This window comes from Photorhabdus akhurstii, from assembly GCF_018448925.1.
Taxonomy (GTDB): Bacteria; Pseudomonadota; Gammaproteobacteria; order Enterobacterales; family Enterobacteriaceae; genus Photorhabdus; species Photorhabdus akhurstii.
In genome coordinates, this window is sequence record NZ_RCWE01000002.1 from 121,563 (window position 1) to 137,614 (window position 16,052).

Here is a 16,052-nt window from a genome sequence, read left to right on the forward strand (position 1 = left end):
AAAATTTCAATGATTTTCTTTTTATTCTTCCAGCATGATTTCTGGCAGAGGAAGTTGATCATTAATAATTGCATCCGCAATGCGGGTTATATCTTCATCCAATGCCCGATCAGTGATTAAAGGAGAGCTGATTTCGCGTACTGCATGGTAAAATTTAGCGGTTTCAGGCGCAATTTCGCTAATATTGCCACGCAAGTGAATGGCCTGACAAACTACCAGAATTGTCATTGCAACAATATTGCGTAATTTCTGCTCCATTTCTAAAACATCTTGAGCGGCATGCAGACCTAAACTGACAATATCTTGATTGTACTGTTCTGTGGCGAGGGTATGAATGCCTGATGCAGCACAATCATGGCGAATTGCAGCAACTAAAGCGGTTTGAGAAAGTTGGACCCCTTTAAAACCTTGATACATGCCGGGTGTCGGACTAAGTGAATTAGGTAATCCACGTGAGAAGCGGTTATCCATCATAAGCGCTACAATGGCATGAAGATGATTGGCAATTAAAGCAATGTCCAGTTTTAATGCATCCATTGTCCGGGCGACATATTGCCCCATAAAATTCCCACCGTGTAGAACATCGCCATTTTCTGGATCTATTAATGGGTTATCATTAGCTGAGATAACTTCCCGTTCCAATATTTTCCGAGCGGTAGCTAAAGATTCTGGCACTATACCTAATATCTGTGGTGCGCAACGAATTGAATAAACTTCCTGTAAGGTATCATTTAGCCGGGTAACTTCTTGATGACGACAAGCTTTATTGGCTTGTTCTTTAATTCCAGTTAATAAATTAACCTGAGTTGAACCTGCCAATAAATTACGCAATGCACTTGCCACCGCTTTTTGACCAGGATGATTTTTGACTTGTTGAATTCGGGCATCATAATGTTCATGAGATGCAAGTAATGCTTCAACAGCAAGGGCAATAGCAGAAATTGAGGCTTTAAATAGTTTTTCCAGTTTAATGACGGTAATTGCACTGATACCTGACATTACCCGTGTGCCGTTAATCAGAGCAAGCCCTTCTTTTGCTTCTAACGACAGTGGTGTCAATCCTGCGCGTTTAATTGCTTCCGCAGCATCAATTTCTGCGCCCATATAATAAACTTTGCCGATACCACATAATGCGCGCGCAATATAAGATAAAGGAATTAAATCACCACTTGCACCCACTGAGCCATAGCGAGGAACCAGAGGAACAATGTCATTATTAATATGATCAACAATTGCCTGAGCGACAATTGGTCTGGTTGCAGACCAACCTTTGCAAACAGAAAGTAACATAGTAAATTGTGACGCTTTAATACAAGGTTTGGACATATAGTCCCCAGTACCAGCAGAAAGAAAAGTGAGCAGGTTTTGCTGATGCTCTGAGATCTTCTCAAATGGTACAACTAAATTGGCATTCCCCCCAAATCCTGTATTGATGCCATATATAACCTCTCCTGAATTTAATTTTTCCTCCAATTTTTCACGACCATGCGTCAAAAGCTCAGTGATCTCCGCTGATATCTCTACTTTTTTTTGTTTTATCGCAATGTCATAGATATCTTCCAAAGAGATAAGGCCATTTTTATTAATAATAATGGTTGGCTGAACATCTTTAGCTTTCATTTTAATCTCCATATATAAGTATGGTAATAATATTTCAAAGAAACGAACACCCCTAAGGATACAAATCAGTATAGATATAAAATATAAAAAATAGTCAATTAAAAATAAAATTAAAATAGATGGCTCGTAAAAATTAATTTACAAAATTAATTGAATTAAATAATTGTAATAATGACGGTTAATATATTTGCAATTTGCAATTATTTGTTTTTGCCATCTGATAATAAATGGTAGGTAATATAAATTCCGTTGACATAAATTTGAGTTTACCATTAACAATAAAACAAATAGCAATTATTTGTTTTCCTAAGAATACAAACTAGAATGTAATTATGTTACCACGCAAGTAAAGTAATTGGAGTGTTCATCGAAAAATAAATTGATATCTAGTCGAGGTGATTTATGTCAAAAATAATCCAGACAGATTCTCTTAGTGAACAGTCTTATAAGATAGATAATTTCAATCCATCAACTGAAACAATAAATTTCAGTTACACATCGGGAAGAACAATATTACCAGTCTACAATAAATATGACACACAAAATAAACCTAAAGTTTTTGGTTATTATACAGATTGGTCGCAATATGACGGTAGATTACAAGGAAATCAAGATCCTATTCGTCGAGGTAGAGGAATAGATTTACAGCACCTTTTAGATAATCCTTTTGCTTATGATAAATTAGTTATTGGTTTCTGTGGAATATTAGGTGATGAGGGTGAAAAAAAGCAGCAAATTAAAGAGCAAGCGCCGTTATTTGCCCGCACCAATAATGGAGAAGTAACGTTCACAGATGCTTGGGGAGATTGCCAATCTTATCAGAATTGTACTTATTCTGGTTGGCAAGATATCCAAATGCCAAGGGATTTTGATCAATCTAAAAGTATGGGCGTATTAGGTGGATTGGCTAAAGTTCAACAAGCTGCAAAAGCTCAAGGCCATGACCTTATTATGTCATTTAGTGTCGGTGGTTGGACCATGAGTAATGGCTTTTATAATATGGTCAGAGACGAAACACTAAAATCCTATTTCTGTTCGAGTCTAGTTGATATATTTCAGCGTTTCCCTATGTTTACTGAAATTGATATTGATTGGGAGTATCCCGGCGTTGCTGGAAATGAAGGTAACATGTATGCGCCAGATGATGGCGATTATTATGTTAGTTTAATTAAAGATTTAACTTCTGCTTTTAAAGAAGCAGGGCGTTCAGATATAAAAATAAGTATCGCTTGTTCGGCGGTGCCAGAGAAAATGGAAAAATCAAAAATACCTGAATTACTGCAAGTTGGGTTATATGGTATTAACGTTATGACCTATGATTTCTTTGGTACTCCGTGGGCTGAAAGGTTGTTACATCACACGAATCTCCGTGATTATCCTGGCGGTGATAATAGTGTAGAAAAAGCGGTTGAGTATTTATTGGGTCTTGGCGTACCTGCATCTGCAATCAATATTGGCTACACCGGCTATTCGAGAAATGGCAGAAATACGGTTATTGATAGTTATTCTCCATTATCTGGCAGTTATGATCCTGGCTATGTCCCGAAAAAAGATCCGAAGATTACAACAACCGGTTCATTTGAATCAGGGACAACAGAATGGTACGACACGATATATAATTATTTAGATTTGGAAGAAAAAAGAGGGAGAAATAATTTTGACTTGTATACCGATGAAATAGCAGATGCTGATTATCTCTATAATAAGGAGAGCAAGTTGTTTATTTCTCTTGATACCCCTCGCTCTGTTAAAGCTAAAGCACAATATGCATTAGAAAAGAATCTGGGGGGAATATTTACATGGACCGCAGATCAAGATCGTGGTTTATTGGTCAATGCGGCCAGAGAAGGTCTTGGTTGTGAGTTAGTCACGAAAAAAATAGATATGGAACCATTCTATTTCAAGGGTATTAATGTTGAACCGGTTGATCCAGTTAATCCAAATACAGGGAGTGATTACCCTGTCTGGGATGCAAATAAGGCATATAAGGCCGGCGATAGAGTGAGTTGGAACAATCAAAATTGGGAGGCTAAATGGTGGAATAGAGGTACCGTGCCAGACGGCGCAGAAACATCTGATGCTTATCCTTGGGTAAAAATTTCATAATTAATTAAACCAAGCCACCAGTATGATATATACTGGTGGCAGCTCCTTTTTAGTTCTTTTTTATCTTCACCTCGTTCTTATTGTTGTAATCAGTATATCTAGCGTAATGATATGGAATTAGCTCAGGTATGACAATTTACTCGGAATATTAACGCCGGTGTTGATAACCTTGAGATGTATTTTTTCTTCTTATGCTCAAATGCCGTTGTTTTAATGGCGGTATTGAAAAATGTACTACAGCGTTCTGAGCGCTGCGCAGTGAAATTCCAACGATTTCATTAGCATATGCACGCATTTGTTGCTCATAATCTGAAATTGCCTTGACTAGTTCCTCGTGGCCTGACGCTACACGAGTAAGCTTCTGCGTGAGCAAAAGTGCGTCTCGAAGTGTAGTGCTAACTCCAAAGCCTGCCATTGGCGTCATGTTATGAATAGCATCACCAAGTAGTGTGACAGTGCTGGATTTCCAGGGTGGAAGATGAGGCATACTGCGTAAATGTATCGGAGATACGTTTTCGATATCACTATGCTTAATTAAAGTATGCAAATTTGAGTCCCATGAAACCATACGGGATAAGACCAGATCGCAGAGGGCTTCAGAGGAAAGATCGGTGATATTGTTGGGAAAACTATTTTTTGCTGCTACGTAAACCCAAACTATAAAATCATCCATTTCTGCTGAGGCAGCTTCTGCATGAATATCAACTGGGGCACGCCACATAGTGATGAACAACCAGTCAGGGCTTTTAGGTACGATGCTGTTGGGTGTTCCATCTAGGAAGTTGTGAGGGAGTAAAGCAGCGAGAGCTGGAGTAAGACGTGAACGACCAATTATCATACTAACACCAACATCAAATCTTTCGATAAAAGGAAGATACTGCTTACGTACTTTTGAATTGCTACCGTCTGCACCAACAAGAACATCGACATTTTCGTGACTGCCATCGGCAAAGAAGATTTTAATATCACCATTTTCGATATGTTCATAACGAACGAATGTTTTGTTCCATTGAGTTATATCTGAAAGCCCCTTGCTTAGTATTTCTTTCAGTTCAAGTCTGCTGGTTGACAGACGCTGTTCGGAGATAATTTTTCCTGCCATTGGAGAAATACCGCCATGAACAGCGAGAAGACGCAGACGCTCATTATAAAATCGCGACTGTCCACCAATAGGTTTTGAAGCTTGCTTAAAGGCGAGCCAGCTTTCATTCGTGAGACACTCCTGCATTGCCTGCTGACCCAATATATCGATATGAATTCCGTAGCCAAGAAGATCGATTGATGAAATAGGATTACGTTCATAGATTGTCACTTTGATTCCATTTTTACGTAATCCATGTGCTAAACATGCACCCCCAATTCCTGCCCCAATAATACCAACGTGCATAATATTCTCTCCAGTTATAAGTACAAGAGATTCTGGTTAGATCAGGTGAGACTATATCTATCTGATGTTATCTAATCACAGCCATGATTTTTTTGTAGTATTTAAAATAAAAGTATACTGTACATAGAAAGAGAGCAAGGTAAGTTGTTTTTTTTCTAAAAATAGCTGATAAAAAAGCTATATTGCTGTTTGTTAAATAATATTTAATTAAATGATTAAATTACAGAGGTGGATTTGTTGTTTTGTGTTTACAGTTTCTGGCTTGTTATTAAATTAATATTTAATTTTGATGTGAAGATTAGTTTGTTTTTTTGCACATGGATAAACATGTAGAGTAAGGGATATTTGAATAAATTAATATTCACCTTGTTTTGATTATTCCGAACTTCAACTATTTAAATGACTTATAAATATAAGAGATGTTGAAATCCCACATTAAACTAGTGGGTACTATTATAAGAATATTATTATCAATATGGAATTATTTACATCTTAATTGAGTTTAAGATGTTTTTACCGTTATGATATATTTTTTTAGTTACTCGTTTTCATGGACTTATTAGAGTGACCACTATACTCACTATGATGGGTAATTATAATCTAGTACCACTTATTTTCCATTTTATTCGGAGAAATAGATATGAGTAATCAGGATGTCAAAGCGATGTATAGCCGATATCCATATCCTAGTTCTGCCGTTGGGGATAATCTTATTTATGATATGGCTATGGTTGTAGGGCTTATATTTAAGCCGGGTTATTTAACGGGAAAATATGTGCTCGATTTAGGGTGTGGAACGGGGCATCGTTTGGTAGGGCTGGCAAGTATGTATCCCGATACCCAATTTGTGGGCGTTGATATGACGGATAAAGCATTAGAGGTAGCCGATAAGCTGATCTCTTATCATAGATTGGATAACGTCACGTTAGAAAATAATACGATTGAGAAGCTAACACGAGATAATCAATTCGATGTTGTTGTTTCTACCGGTGTTATTCATCATATGGAGTGTCCACAAGAGGGCTTTTTAGCAGCTTCACGTTCATTAAATGAAGAGGGTATCGCGCTTATTTGGCTATACAATGCTATAGGAGAATATGGACGATTGAGGCAGCGAGAGCTTTTGCAGATTTTTGCAAAACAAATCCATGTAGAAGAATATTTTTTACATACTGATTTAATGAATAAACTATGCAGAAACTTAAGTCGGAATCAATATGGCGATAGTACAGCTAATCATTTAGATGATAGTGTTGATCAGATTGCTGTTAATGTAGACGCATTTTTGAATCCTATTGTCAACGCATATAGATATGATGAGATATGCGATTTTTATTATGAGTCTGGCTTTAAGCATGTGAGATGTTGTGGGTTAAATCGTGAAAACAACAGTAAGCTGTTTGCCGGATGTTGCGATCAATTCAATGATGAATGTTTTTTTCAATATCGAGATTTGCTTTTAGATAAACAGTTAAGTCAACTGTTTAACACCCTTGATTATAACCAGAAAGTGCGTGTTATTGAGCTTTTATGGAAGCCAACCGGCATATCTTCAATTGGGTTCAAATCTGAAAATGCCCGCTCTTTTGTCAATGATTGGCTAAGAGGGTAAGGGAAAGAATAACAGTTATTCTCGGATAGTAAGTTAAACTTTCGTAAAATAAGAGCCAAGCCAGAAACGTCTACTTTCTAGTTTCTGGCTATTTTGTATTGATGAATTCGAGTTAATCGTAATATTCCGGCGCCTTACGGAATGTTGGCCAGGCATCCGGATCGTGCCCTGTTACGACAATTGCATTCGTGCGTTTGGCTAGATGCCGCAGTTTTTGCACCGAACGTACGGTTTCAGTGGCAGAGGTGAGAAACCCCGGCAGCGCCCGTTCTTCCCAGTGATCGAGGGTATAAGCGGCATCAATCGTCAGCAGCAAGCTGCCACTGTTCGGCAGGGTGACTAGTAGTGATTGATGTCCTGGCGAATGCCCTGGAGTAAATATCGTTTTTAACGTGCCATCTCCATAAACATCAAACATGTCATTGCGTTCCCCATCGAGAAATTCCCATTTCAGACCTGGCCGGTCAAAATCCTTGCGGATATAGCCGCCAGCGGAAAACCAGTCAGGTGTGTAGGCGTATTCATATTCACGCCGCTGTACGATATGTGTCGCGTTAGGGAAGCGTCCTATTGCGCCGGTGTGATCGAGATGAAGATGGGATTGCACCACATAGCGGATATCTGCGGGATCGATACCCAATTTTTTAATTTGAGCGACACAACCTTCATCTTCACGCATCACCGGCCAGTAGGCTTTGGTGATATTTCCCCAGTAGCCTTTGGGGTCAGTTGCAGTTTCAACTGCATTGCCTCCGTCAATTAGTGTATGGCCGTTAGGATGAGTGAGTAAGAAAAATGGAATCGGAATTTCATAATCGGCGCCGTTGCCTTGATTCATCTTGATGTTGTGAACCTTACATTTGATGGTTCCGGTTTGCAGCATATACAGGCGAATGTCTGACATAATGTTAACCTTTTGATTGGATTATTCATGTAGGTAAGGCCGGATCGTGGATGCTAACAAATGGATGTTAACATATGTCCCCAGTTGATTTTATCAACATCAAGTTCTATATGGAGAGGCCAGTGGGGCTAATCTTTGGGGGGATTAGAAGAAATTACCTTATGTAGGTTAAGAGTGATCAGAATAATCCATCAGAGATCGTCATCACCCTTTTAACTCATTCGTCAAAAGGGTGATAAGACATTATAGATTATGAATTTCATCGCGCTGCAATATTATTTTCAAAGGATTTTAAGCTGGAATAATCGAATGTTCTAATTTCCTCGTTAAAGCCGGTCACTTGTTCAGAAATAAGCTTTGTAATTGAAGAAGGTCCTTGTCCCATCGCTTTTTTCATTAAGATTCTATAGGGGAGAAGGCTTGCTCTGTCGGCAGAAGAAGGATTTTTACATCTATAAATCACTTGCTTCCCATGTTTTTCACGCTTATACCCAAAATTGAGAAGACCTAATATCTCTCTCGCGGTGACGATATGGTAGCCCTGTTCATGATTCCATAAATTAGACGGGGCTTCGGCCGACATTAGATGAAAATCTGCATGTCTATGGATACCACCAAGTACCCAACAATCATTTATCACATCGGTCCATTTATCTACCATTAAAATATTCCCCTGGGCGTTTGGGTTCCATGAATTCTCACTTTTTTCTCGGCCGAGTCCGAGTGGCTTAAGTAATCTATCCTGCTGAACATCGCTAACTCGACCAATTAGCATCGGTCCACTTGCTGAAAGGGCTTTACGATAAACTAACCAGCAATACTCGGTTAGATCATTAAGATAATTTTTACGCCTTTGGTTGTTAGGAAACTGATTGGAAAGATTTTCATGAACAACATCTTTATCTTGTTCCCACAAGAATGGATTGACCTTTTTTTTGTAACTTAGCGACTCTAGATCTCGCCTTAATGTCAACATTGCATATTTCATATCTTATACCTCAACCGTTTATAATAAAAAAAAGTTATATCAAGCCACACTAATTTTTATAGCAGTAGTTTATGAATTAGTCCAGTTTGGTGATGATAACGTCAATTTACTGATTGAGGTATCGTTCGCTTCCATTAGCGCCGGTGGCGTTCGGCGCGTCACTGGAGCCAGGTTAATTTCTAATGTAGCCATAACTCCGTGTTTTTTTAATCTGCTAAATCGGCATAACCTCTAACACCAAATTTTGATTTAGCTGATTTTACGGCATCTAGAACCGCAGCGGCCATGACCTCAGCCGCGAGAATACCAACTGTATTTACCGATGAGTCCACACCACCTGTTGCCGCTGCAAAAATAGTATCCCCGTCACTCATGGTATGAACAGGGTATATCGTTCTCGCCAAACCATCATGAGCCATCTGGGCAACTTTTTTCATCTGGCTTTTGTTCATGTTGGCGTTACAACAAATTATGCCAATAGTCGTATTTACTCCCTGAATGAAATTATTATCTTTATTATTTTTTATAATGTAGGGCATGAGATCGATAAGATGACCGTTTTTATCACATGCACCGGCAATGGTTTTACCATTTTTAGGGTCTCTGATTTCCCCGACCGCATTCACAACAACCATTGCGCCAATTGTCAGCCCCCCAGGTAATTGAACCGATGCGGTCCCAAGGCCGCCTTTCATGGCTTTGTCAAAACCGGCCATTTTACCTATAGTGGCCCCGGCGCCTGCGCCAGTATTTCCCGATGGAAAAGGGGTTACAGAAGCGTTTTGCGCGGCAAGATAGCCCATTTTAGCGTCAGGGCGAATAGCAGGATCGCCAAAGTTTAGATCAAAAATTATTGCGGCAGGAACGATAGGTACGACAGTGACACCGACATCAAAACCTTTTTTTCTTTCTTCAAGATAGCGCATTACGCCAGAGGCGGAGTCTAATCCAAAAGCACTACCTCCACTTAGCACTACCGCGTTGGCTTTCTGAACAGTATTAATGGGATCTAAAAGCTCGGTTTCCCTTGTCCCCGGGGCAGAGCCTCTGACATCAACGCCACAAACAGCTCCGTTGTCAAAAATAATGATGCTACAACCGGTTTGTTGCAACTCATCTTCGGCGTGCCCAACCTTAACTCCCGGTACATCCAAAATGGTTCCATTTGTCTTATGCATAAATGTTCACACCTTAATCTCTAAAGTAATTCATTAAAGGTTTTAATGATTTTCGATGTGAATCATAGCAAAGGCGACCAAACAAGCTGTGATTTTTAGTGGGAATTTTCTTCCCTGTCTCTTGTTGTGTATCCTTCTTGAAGGGAGATCTCGGCTGCCAGCGTTTCAAGACTAACAGGTGATAGTGGAATGCGAGGGGATGGTATTGCCCAATGTTTGATATCGTGGAGAATGGCAGAACAGATTTTTCCCTGACAAGCTCCCATGCCGCACCGCGTCGCCATTTTTGCACTGTTCCAATCCTGAAATGGTTCAAGTTCGTTTAAACTTACATCTTCACAACGACAGATCAAGGTATCGGGGGGAAGCGCTTGTGTGATCTCTTTGTTTAATTTAAACGTTTGTGCTACCGCTGTGGCAAAATGTTGCCATTTTATTCGTTTCCGCCGCCATTTTTCAGCCAGTGCGTATTTACCACTCGCTGCGAACCCGGCAATAAATCCTTCACAAAGTGCAAGTTCACTGCCGCCAATACCTGTGCATTCTCCCGCTGCATATACACCAGGTATAGTTGTCTGTTGCCACGCATCTACTTGGATATTTCCCTGTTCATCCAGCAAACAACCAAGCAATTGCGCCAATTCTGTATTTGGTCTTAAACCAAAACCGCATGCTAAACGCGTACAGGATAATTTCCGTTTTTGCCCTTTATTGCTGATATACACACTAGTCAACGTTCCTTCTGTCGAAGTTTCCACTCCTAACACCATACTGTTTTGGTAATAATTTTTAAGTGGCATGAGAGAGATGGCTTGATACAACTTGTCTGGCCAGCGTAGTAGTCGCAAGCTAAACGAAAATAGGCGGTGTAAAGGCGCTTGTTCAATGATACCAACCACGTTCCCTCCCGCTTTTTTTACTGTCTCCGCAACCGAAAGTAACAGGGGACCGCTGCCGGCAATAACAACACGCTCACCTGTCATAGGGAGACCACTTTTTATCAGCGCCTGTAATCCGCCTGCGCCGGTGACACCCGGTAATGTCCATCCGGGAAAGGGAAGTAATTTTTCTTTGGCGCCGGTACAAAGTATGATGCGTTGGTAATGAACCATTCGGTGCTTATCTGCCATTTCAACAATCACACATTGGCTGTCTATTGCGATCACTTTACAACCCGGTAAATAGATCAATGCATCTTCTGATAGTACCGATAAATAACGTTTCGTCATCGGCGGCAATGTATGAAACGGCCCTTGGCGCCAAATTTGTCCGCCTGCTCTGGGATTGTCATCAATCAGGATAACGGATTGTTGCCCTTGTATCGCAGCCTGTGTGGTAGCCAATCCCGCTGGCCCCGCGCCAACAACCAGTACATCACAACGTAATACTGTAGAAGAAGATGGTGTCGCCATGTTCAGATCCTCTCGACTTTCATACCCATTTCACAAACTGTCTGACACGCTACACGACGGCGACCATTAATCATCAAACGGCATTCCTGGCAGATCCCCATACCACAAAAAGGCACTCTCAGTTGATGTGATACAGATGTACGACAATGTTCATCGCCGGTATAAGCTAGCGCCGCCGCAACAGTAATCCCCGCAGGAACCGTGATCAGTTCGCCATCAATAAACAAAGCAGTAAATGGTGGTTTTTTGGGTGTCATGGCAACCTCTGGCGAGTCATGGTAGTAAAGCGTGTAGGTTGGTAAGGCAGTGGATCAATCTCCGTTTTTCTATTCAGCATCAATGCAGAGATGATTTTGGCGCTGCCCGGTGCGGTGGTTACACCTAATCCTTCATGGCCTACAGCTAGCCATAGCCATTCGTAATCAGGATGTTGTCCCAATAGCGGCAAGCCATCTGGAGTCGCGGCACGAAAGCCAGACCAACAACGTAAAATATTCATTTGACCAAGTTGAGGTAAGAAATAAAGTGAGCGCTGGAGCATAGAACGGAGTAGGGCGAGATCAATAGTGTGTTGTTCGTTATGGAACTGGCGTGAAGAGCCAATTAAAAGCTGACCAGTAGGGCGGGCCTGAACGTTGAAAGCGATTGACGTATCATTCGAGGTATGTGTACTGGCGCTATACCCTAATTCCACCAGTTGATGTGTGATGCTGGTGGGGTAACGATCTGTAATCGCCAATTGCCCTTTTTTAGGAACAATCGGTAATTCAGGTAACAGATGTGTACTCCACAGCCCATTTGCTAGCAATATCCTCGGCGCACAATATTTCTTTCCATCACGTAGCACAACGGTTTGAGGCTCTAAGGTATGCACCTGTCCTTTAATAAACTGAATTTTGTCATTACAGCTAGCAAGAAACCAATGTACGACATTCGGTGCATAGACAATTCCATCCCCAGGAACACACAAACCACCGGCAATCCCACTTCTCACCATCGGTTCCACTTGATGAATTTGTGTCGCTGTCATTGGCGTATTCTCAATTCCATAGGAGGTAAGGCGTACGCTTTTTTCCTCTGCCAGTTCCATTTCGTGCTCTGCATCCGCCAGCCAAAGTGTGCCGCATCTACGCCATGCACAATTTTCTGGCATATGTGGAGTGAATGTTCGCCATATATCTAATGAGTAACTACTCAGCGCCAGTTCCGCAGGATTATCGTCCATACACACGAGATGCCCCATCCCTGCCTGTGTTGCCCCTTTACCACCATCATCAATTACAGCGACTCTCAAACCATCCTGTACCAACTGATAAGCACACGCGGCTCCAATGATGCCAGCACCAACGATAATGACATCCGATATTTGGGAGGGGGTCATACATTGATTCCCCAGACAAAAGGATCGCTCTTGGCAATGATTAACTTGTTATCACCGTAAACATGCGCTGTTCCCCGGATCACTGGGGCAATTTTCTGACCAACCCACTGATATTGGGCTTCAAAAACACTTCCGATAATGCTGGATTGGCGCCAAATCTCACCCGGCTGCAATTTTCCATCCGCCGCCAGGCAGGCTAATTTAGCACTTGTTCCAGTGCCGCACGGTGAACGGTCATAGGCTTTCCCCGGACATAACACAAAATTACGACTATCTGTATCGTTATCAGGAGCGAACAATTCAATATGATCGATACACTCACCATTTTCACCGGTGATTCCTGCTTGTTCCAGTGCCTGCCTAACGGCCCAACTGTATTGCGTGAGTTCATCGATATGGTGGGGGGTTAGAAGCAGGTCATGCTGACCGATCAGAAAAAACCAATTTCCGCCCCAGGCAACATCTCCATTAACATCACCCACACCTGGTACGTTCACGGTGACATTTTGCTGATAACGATAAGAGGGAACATTATAAACAGACACGGTTCCATCCTTATGGAGCACTGCCTCTACAATCCCAACAGGGGTCTCAATTTTATATTTGCTAGGGGTCAACCAGCCCAAATAATAGAGCGAAGCAATAAGGCCCATAGTGCCGTGGCCGCACATACCTAAATACCCCGCGTTATTAAAGAAGATCACCCCCAGATCGGCGTCAGGTACAGTAGACGGACATAAAAGTGCGCCTACCAACATATCGTTCCCTTTTGGTTCAAGAATGAGAGCCTTACGCCAGTGATCAAATTCGGCTTCAAAGCGTTGACGCTGTTTGGCAACGCTTCCTTTGCCAAGAGATGGAAATCCCTCGATTACCGTGCGGGTAGGTTCTCCTCCGGTGTGTGAATCAATGACGCGAACCATCTGATAATCATGTTTATCTGCCATAAAACCACCCGATTAACGTATTTTTAATCAATGGTGGCGTACTATTTCATTTGTCGCTTGATGAATTTCATACTGCAATATGCTGAAATCAGCACAATGAAAGAATCACTGAATTGTCAGTGAGACATTCCAATAAAATAAAGATAATGGAATGAAAAATTATAAATAAACCTGATAAGGATTATTTCTGTTTTTACCAGAAAAATTTATAAATTGATCTATAAAATCAAATAGGTAAATAAGGAAGGCGGAATAACTTTCTGTGACAATTATCACATGAACACAAAATAGCTCTTTTGAATATTGCTAATATGTCGAATCTGATATTTATCTTTTTAATCAAGATAAATAGCTAAACACGAGTCAAAAATCCTATTTTAATGGTAATAGATTGGAGATGCAGATGATGAATATATACCAGAATAATGAAAAAAACGGCATTGGCACAAATGGTTATGATGTTTGCAATGTTGAGTTTTTATCGGCGCTTTGTAGTGGATTAGTTAATCACAAACCCAATAACCTGCAAGATATTCTCAATGCGGTTGCCTTAATTACACCGTTGTTAAATGCGATTCCCAGTGTGGTTTTCTTTATCAAAGATATCAAAGCGCGTTATCTCATTGCGAACCTTACGCTAGCCACACGCTGTGGATTTAAGTCGATCTCTTCGCTACTCGGTAAAACCTCTTCCGAAGTCTTTCCTGCTCAGATGGGCAGTTGTTACACCGAACAGGATTTACGTGTGTTGCATCAAGGGGTAATTATCCAAAACCAACTGGAGCTTCACTTTTATCATGGACGCAAAGCAGGCTGGTGCATGACATATAAATTGCCATTGTATAATCAACATAATCAAGTTATTGGTATGGCAGGAATTTCTCATGATTTGATGGAAGTTAAGGAAAATCACCCTGTGTACCAAAAGTTGGCTATCGTTGATGATTATATTCGTGAAAACTTTGATCGAACAATTCGTCTCGAAGAGCTAACTCATTTAACACGTCTCTCGGTTGCTCAATTGGAACGTTACTGTAAACGCATCTTTCATCTGACACCCCGGCAGATGATCCACAAAATCAGAATTGAAAAAGCTTCGGAATTGCTGGCTACAGCATTACCTATTACAGATGTTGCCTTGCAGTGTGGTTATACGGATCACAGTGCCTTTACTCGGCAATTTAAGGCGTCAACTGGACTCACTCCCAGTAATTTTCGTCAGTCAATAGGGCTGGAGTAATTTGCTGTTTTACTAATATTTCCATTTTTTCGTACAACATTGGGTTATACGACATAGGGTTAATTAATCATATATTTGAGAAGCCAGTCTTTTTACCTGTCATTAGGAATTATCGACCCCATCAAAGTCTCTCAGCTTGAAGTTTGCCATTCCTATTATGCTAATTTCGTCATTGTTCACTGTGAAAAGTGACAAGCTTCTCAGTAGTGAAATCGCCATCATTCCACCAAAACCAACGAATCACATTTTATTAACAAAATAAAAACAATTTACATTTTAAATATCAAGTAAATAAATCCGTGACAATCAAAGGATAAGGCTATGAGCAAAAGAAAGGTTAGCTGGCAGGGTGTTTTCCCGGCAGTGACGACACAATTTAACCCCGATTTTTCCATTAATTTGGACGTCACACATAAGGTAATGACAAACCTGATTAAAGATGGGGTTTCCGGTTTAGTCGTCAATGGTTCTGTAGGGGAAAACACATCTCTGTCTATGAAGGAGAAGCGTACTATCGTTGAACTCGCAGTAGATGTCGCTGGTGGGCAAGTTCCCGTTCTTTCGGGTATCGCAGAATTGACAACCGATAATGCGTGCAAAATGGTTTCTGAATGCCGACAGGCAGGGGCTGATGGGGTGATGATCATGCCACCTCTGGTTTATACCCCAACACTGAAAGAAAATAGGGCGTATTTCCGTACAATTGCTGCCTCTACCGATTTACCCGTCATGCTATATAACAACCCTCTGCTGTATAAAAATGATATTACGCCGAAAATGCTGATGTCTCTGGCCGATTGCGAAAATATCGTTGCATTTAAAGATTCATCAGGCAATACCCGTCCTTTTAGTGATATTCCCAATGAAACAGGCGATCGCTTCATTCTTTTTGCAGGTTTGGATGACGTTGTTTTGGAGTCAGTCGCAGTGGGCGCAGAAGGTTGGATTTCAGGTATGTCGAATGCCTTTCCTCGGGAAGGAGAGACTCTATTCCGTCTGGCTAAACAGAAACGTTATGAAGAAGCTCGGGAATTATATCGCTGGTTTATGCCTCTGTTGCATTTGGATTTCCGCCCTGATTTGGTGCAATGCATCAAACTGTGTGAAGAAATGGTTGGCCGTGGTAGTGCCATTACCCGTCCACCGCGTTTACCACTCGAAGGGGAGACATTGGCAGAAGTACGCGCCATTGTAGAAAAAGCCCTCGCTAATCGTCCTTCACTGCCTGATGTAGGTCTCTGAATTGGGCTGTAACTGTTTCTGATACCTTTGGAGGA

14 protein-coding genes are annotated in these 16,052 nt (G+C 41.1%); 4 read left to right on the plus strand and 10 right to left on the minus strand.

Going from position 1 to position 16,052, the window contains the following annotated elements:
• Positions 1-21: 21 nt before the first annotated feature.
• Entirely contained in the window at positions 22-1,620 is a 1,599-nt protein-coding gene (gene stlA / locus EAE93_RS03230; protein WP_214039056.1) for a phenylalanine ammonia-lyase StlA, read from the minus strand.
• 402 nt (positions 1,621-2,022) lie between these two features.
• On the opposite strand from stlA, the gene EAE93_RS03235 reads away from it, so the two are divergent.
• A complete protein-coding gene (locus tag EAE93_RS03235) occupies positions 2,023-3,726 on the plus strand; it encodes a glycosyl hydrolase family 18 protein (RefSeq protein WP_040150693.1) in 1,704 nt (567 codons plus the stop codon).
• 148 nt (positions 3,727-3,874) lie between these two features.
• Here EAE93_RS03235 and EAE93_RS03240 read toward each other — a convergent pair whose 3' ends face one another.
• Positions 3,875-5,113, minus strand: coding sequence for a stiblene epoxidase (locus tag EAE93_RS03240; protein ID WP_040150696.1), 1,239 nt, complete (start codon positions 5,111-5,113; stop codon positions 3,875-3,877).
• A 640-nt stretch (positions 5,114-5,753) separates the two neighbouring features.
• Between EAE93_RS03240 and EAE93_RS03245 the strand changes: the two genes are divergently transcribed.
• Positions 5,754-6,725 (plus strand): class I SAM-dependent methyltransferase, encoded by a 972-nt coding sequence (locus EAE93_RS03245; RefSeq protein ID WP_250150859.1) that lies wholly within the window; start codon positions 5,754-5,756, stop codon positions 6,723-6,725.
• Positions 6,726-6,837: 112 nt separating this feature from the next.
• On the opposite strand, the gene attM is transcribed toward EAE93_RS03245, so the two are convergent.
• The 8 genes from attM to EAE93_RS03280 all read right to left on the minus strand — a co-directional run bounded on the left by attM (position 6,838) and on the right by EAE93_RS03280 (position 13,535).
• Positions 6,838-7,629 carry an AttM family quorum-quenching N-acyl homoserine lactonase gene (gene attM, locus EAE93_RS03250; protein WP_200883247.1) on the minus strand — a complete coding sequence of 264 codons (792 nt, stop codon included), beginning with the start codon at positions 7,627-7,629 and terminating at the stop codon, positions 6,838-6,840.
• A 259-nt stretch (positions 7,630-7,888) separates the two neighbouring features.
• Positions 7,889-8,617, minus strand: coding sequence for a hypothetical protein (locus EAE93_RS03255; protein ID WP_036806198.1), 729 nt, complete (start codon positions 8,615-8,617; stop codon positions 7,889-7,891).
• Positions 8,618-8,686: 69 nt separating this feature from the next.
• Complete coding sequence (locus EAE93_RS25005; RefSeq protein WP_265183071.1) at positions 8,687-8,809, minus strand: hypothetical protein; 123 nt, start codon at positions 8,807-8,809, stop codon at positions 8,687-8,689.
• 14 nt (positions 8,810-8,823) lie between these two features.
• Positions 8,824-9,795: a P1 family peptidase gene (locus EAE93_RS03260; RefSeq protein ID WP_110091917.1), complete on the minus strand. Its 972-nt coding sequence runs from the start codon at positions 9,793-9,795 to the stop codon at positions 8,824-8,826.
• A gap of 95 nt (positions 9,796-9,890) precedes the next feature.
• Positions 9,891-11,207, minus strand: a complete 1,317-nt coding sequence (locus EAE93_RS03265) for an FAD-dependent oxidoreductase (RefSeq protein ID WP_214039057.1) — start codon at positions 11,205-11,207, stop codon at positions 9,891-9,893.
• A gap of 2 nt (positions 11,208-11,209) precedes the next feature.
• The gene (locus tag EAE93_RS03270; RefSeq protein WP_105399295.1) at positions 11,210-11,464 is read right to left on the minus strand and encodes a (2Fe-2S)-binding protein; all 255 of its coding nucleotides are present in this window, start codon (positions 11,462-11,464) and stop codon (positions 11,210-11,212) included.
• Positions 11,461-12,588: an NAD(P)/FAD-dependent oxidoreductase gene (locus tag EAE93_RS03275; protein WP_040150707.1), complete on the minus strand. Its 1,128-nt coding sequence runs from the start codon at positions 12,586-12,588 to the stop codon at positions 11,461-11,463. Before EAE93_RS03275 ends, EAE93_RS03270 begins: the two co-directional genes overlap by 4 nt.
• Positions 12,585-13,535: a 4-hydroxyproline epimerase gene (locus EAE93_RS03280; RefSeq protein ID WP_214039058.1), complete on the minus strand. Its 951-nt coding sequence runs from the start codon at positions 13,533-13,535 to the stop codon at positions 12,585-12,587. The genes EAE93_RS03275 and EAE93_RS03280 overlap by 4 nt, the downstream gene beginning before the upstream one ends.
• Before the next feature lie 403 nt (positions 13,536-13,938).
• Between EAE93_RS03280 and EAE93_RS03285 the strand changes: the two genes are divergently transcribed.
• Positions 13,939-14,775 carry an AraC family transcriptional regulator gene (locus tag EAE93_RS03285; protein WP_214039059.1) on the plus strand — a complete coding sequence of 279 codons (837 nt, stop codon included), beginning with the start codon at positions 13,939-13,941 and terminating at the stop codon, positions 14,773-14,775.
• Between the two features lie 321 nt (positions 14,776-15,096).
• Complete coding sequence (locus EAE93_RS03290) at positions 15,097-16,017, plus strand: dihydrodipicolinate synthase family protein (protein WP_214039060.1); 921 nt, start codon at positions 15,097-15,099, stop codon at positions 16,015-16,017.
• Positions 16,018-16,052 lie beyond the last annotated feature (35 nt).